Origin of the sequence: Microcystis sp. M49636_WE2 (assembly GCF_030065375.1) — a bacterium.
GTDB lineage: Bacteria > Cyanobacteriota > Cyanobacteriia > Cyanobacteriales > Microcystaceae > Microcystis > Microcystis aeruginosa_C.
In genome coordinates this window covers 1-2,791 of sequence record NZ_JASJFG010000623.1, presented here as the reverse complement: position 1 = coordinate 2,791, position 2,791 = coordinate 1, and the positions used below count along the sequence as shown (strand labels likewise).

5 protein-coding genes and 1 pseudogene are annotated in these 2,791 nt (G+C 42.5%); 4 read left to right on the top strand and 2 right to left on the bottom strand.

Annotation, left to right across the window (positions count from 1 at the left end; genetic code table 11):
• The 3 genes and pseudogenes from PX484_RS14415 to PX484_RS14405 all read left to right on the top strand — a co-directional run.
• Positions 1-138 (top strand): annotated as a pseudogene (locus tag PX484_RS14415) (RIP metalloprotease RseP); the annotation flags it as partial.
• Complete coding sequence (gene nth / locus PX484_RS14410; protein ID WP_043998123.1) at positions 138-794, top strand: endonuclease III; 657 nt, start codon at positions 138-140, stop codon at positions 792-794. The pseudogene PX484_RS14415 and the gene nth, both read left to right, overlap by 1 nt.
• 76 nt (positions 795-870) lie before the next feature.
• Positions 871-1,479, top strand: coding sequence for a rhomboid family intramembrane serine protease (locus tag PX484_RS14405; protein ID WP_287767696.1), 609 nt, complete (start codon positions 871-873; stop codon positions 1,477-1,479).
• Here PX484_RS14405 and PX484_RS14400 read toward each other — a convergent pair.
• Positions 1,476-1,802 (bottom strand): antibiotic biosynthesis monooxygenase, encoded by a 327-nt coding sequence (locus PX484_RS14400; protein ID WP_287767698.1) that lies wholly within the window; start codon positions 1,800-1,802, stop codon positions 1,476-1,478. The two genes, PX484_RS14405 and PX484_RS14400, sit on opposite strands and share 4 nt — an antisense overlap.
• A 160-nt stretch (positions 1,803-1,962) precedes the next feature.
• Between PX484_RS14400 and PX484_RS14395 the strand changes: the two genes are divergently transcribed.
• Positions 1,963-2,505, top strand: a complete 543-nt coding sequence (locus tag PX484_RS14395) for an NADPH-dependent FMN reductase (RefSeq protein ID WP_002804257.1) — start codon at positions 1,963-1,965, stop codon at positions 2,503-2,505.
• Here the strand turns inward: PX484_RS14395 and folB are convergent.
• A partial coding sequence (gene folB, locus PX484_RS14390; protein WP_288104383.1) for a dihydroneopterin aldolase occupies positions 2,492-2,791 on the bottom strand: 300 nt, incomplete at its 5' end. The genes PX484_RS14395 and folB overlap by 14 nt on opposite strands.

Genomic DNA, 2,791 nt, shown 5'->3' with positions numbered 1-2,791 from the left:
TTAGTAGGTAAACCTCTCCCAACTAAACTGCAAGATAACATCATGCAAACAGGTCTAGTTTTACTCTTAGGATTAGGAGTTTTCTTAATCGTGCGCGACACGGCTAACCTAGCAGTTTTTCAGGATTTATTCCAGTGATGGCCCCGCGAAAAAAAACTCAGCTTCAAATGCGCGCCCTAGAGATTTTAAGCAACTTAAAGCGATTATATCCAGAGGCAACCTGTAGCTTAAATTATCAAACTCCCGTGCAGTTATTGGTGGCAGTGATTCTATCGGCACAATGCACTGATGAGCGGGTAAATAAGGTGACTCCTGCTTTATTCGCTCGTTTTCCCGATGCTAAATCCTTAGCTTTTGCCGAGCGAGAGGAGTTAGAAACTCTGATTCGTTCCACGGGATTCTATCGCAATAAAGCCAAAAATATTCAGGGTGCTTGTCAAAAAATTCTTAAGGATTTTCAGGGGGAAGTACCCAAGACAATGGAGGAATTATTAACTTTACCCGGAGTAGCTAGAAAAACGGCTAATGTGGTACTTGCTCACGCTTACGCGATTATTGAGGGGGTGACAGTAGATACCCACGTTAAGCGCTTAAGTAATCGTTTGGGTTTAACTACTAATAACGATCCGGTGAAAATTGAACGGGATTTAATGGCTTTACTACCTCAACCAGATTGGGAAACTTTTTCTATTAGTATTATTTACCACGGCCGGGCCGTTTGTAAAGCAAGAAATCCCGCTTGTTTTTCCTGTCAATTAGCCTCTCTTTGTCCCGCAGCAAACAGTAAACAGTAAACTGAAAACTCACACCTGATAACTGGTAACTGAATCACTGATAACTGATAACTGATAACTGATCTGGGGGGTTATAATGGGAAAAAATAGCTCATCCATCAATCTTATGAGTCAAGGATCACGGCAAGAAATAAAAACCCAAGCAATAATCCTCGCTACCTTTGTGGCGATTTTTTGGCTGTTAGAGATTTTAGATCAATTTGTTTTTCGGGGCAGTTTAGACAATTTCGGGATTATGCCCCATCAAGTCATCGGATTGCGGGGTATTCTGTTCGCACCTTTCCTACACCGTGACTTTCCCCATCTTATTGCTAATACGGTTCCTTTCCTGATTCTCGGTTGGTTGGTGATGTTACAGGAAACCAGCGACTTTTTTATTGTGACTGGGTTAACTATGCTGGTGGGGGGGTTAGGAGTCTGGTTATTTGCTGCTCCCGGATCCATCCATATCGGGGCAAGTATTTTGATTTTTGGCTATTTAGGTTTTTTATTACTGCGGGGCTATTTCCAGAGAAATATTCCTTCTATACTCTTGTCAATTTTAGTCTTTTTACTCTACGGTGGCACAATTTGGGGCGTTTTGCCTTCCCGTCCGGGGATTTCTTGGCAAGGACATTTATTCGGTTTTCTAGGCGGGGTTTTAGCCGCCAAATTAATCGCCACCGAAAAGAAACATTATCCCTAAACGGGGGAACCTTCTATCTCGCTACATACTTCGTAAAAATCGGTGACAGGCGGTTTTGCAAATAGAGGAGCCATGGATTTCAGCAATAATTCATGGTCTTCGCTTTTATTTGCCTCCATATCATCAATTTTATCCCAGATGATCACGGCAATTCCTTCGTCGGTTCCGGGTTTTTGCAACAGAAAAGCTCCTTGGAATCCCGTGGAATAGGTGGAAACGGCCTTTTCGTAGAGTTTTTGGGCCTCGGAAAAACACCCCGGTTTGAATTCACCAATAGCCACATAGGCATATTTATGTTTGAGAAAATCGAGAAATTCTGGCATGGCAATCAGGGGAAATGGAATAAATCTTTCTTTCTACTCTCATTAAAACTTAGATCGATCGCTCCCTCCGCCCCATCGACATATTTTTTTAACTAAGCTTCCCCAATTGTCTCTTTTTTTGTTAGCTTATATGTAGTCGTTATGAGTTTGTATAAGTTCTATGATCAAAATCGTTGGTATTAATGGCAGTTTACGCAGCGGATCCTATAGTGCGATGGCGTTAGAAGTTGCTATCAGTCGATTAGGGGCGTTAGGAGTAGAAACGGAGATAATTGACCTAAGAAAACTCTCTTTACCCTTCTGTAACGGGGGAGATGACTATTCTGACTATCCCGATGTAGCCAAAATGCAGCAAACGGTTAAATCGGCAGCGGGATTAATTTTGGCGACACCGGAATATCATGGTAGTGTCAGTGGTGTGATGAAGAATGCCCTAGATTTAATGAGTTTTGAGGAGTTATCGGGAAAGGTTGCTGGGTTAATCAGTGTTTTAGGCGGCCAATCCAATAGTAACGCCCTCAATGATTTAAGAATTATTCTCCGTTGGGTTCATGCTTGGGTAATTCCGGAACAAATTAGCTTAGGACAAGCGTGGAAAGTCTTCAACGAAGAAGGAAAAATCCTTGACGAGAAGCTTTCCCAACGTTTTGACGCTTTTGCGCGAAGTTTAGTCGATAATACGCGTAAACTCAACGAGATCTAGTGATATCGATGGTGATTTTACCGGTAAAGTTGGGAATTGGGGCGGCGGGTTTCGATAATTGTACTCTTACCTGTCGCACGCCCTCGAGTTGTAGGATATCCTCAGCGATAACCGTGGCCAATTTTTCCACGAGGGCAAATTTGCTGGTTTCAATCTGGTGTTTGACAATTTTGATCGCCTGTCGATAATCTAGAGTATCTTCAATCGCGTCACTTTTGCCAGCAATGCTGATATCAACTTCTAGGGATAAATCCACCTCAAACCATTGACCTAAAACCTGTTCTTC

Excerpts from the sequence above, each read along its gene's own strand:
- PX484_RS14405 (WP_287767696.1), top strand. The coding sequence starts at position 871 with ATGGGAAAAAATAGCTCATCCATCAATCTTATGAGTCAAGGATCACGG.
- nth (WP_043998123.1), top strand. The coding sequence starts at position 138 with ATGGCCCCGCGAAAAAAAACTCAGCTTCAAATGCGCGCCCTAGAGATT.
- PX484_RS14400 (WP_287767698.1), bottom strand. The coding sequence starts at position 1,802 with ATGCCAGAATTTCTCGATTTTCTCAAACATAAATATGCCTATGTGGCT.
- PX484_RS14395 (WP_002804257.1), top strand. The coding sequence starts at position 1,963 with ATGATCAAAATCGTTGGTATTAATGGCAGTTTACGCAGCGGATCCTAT.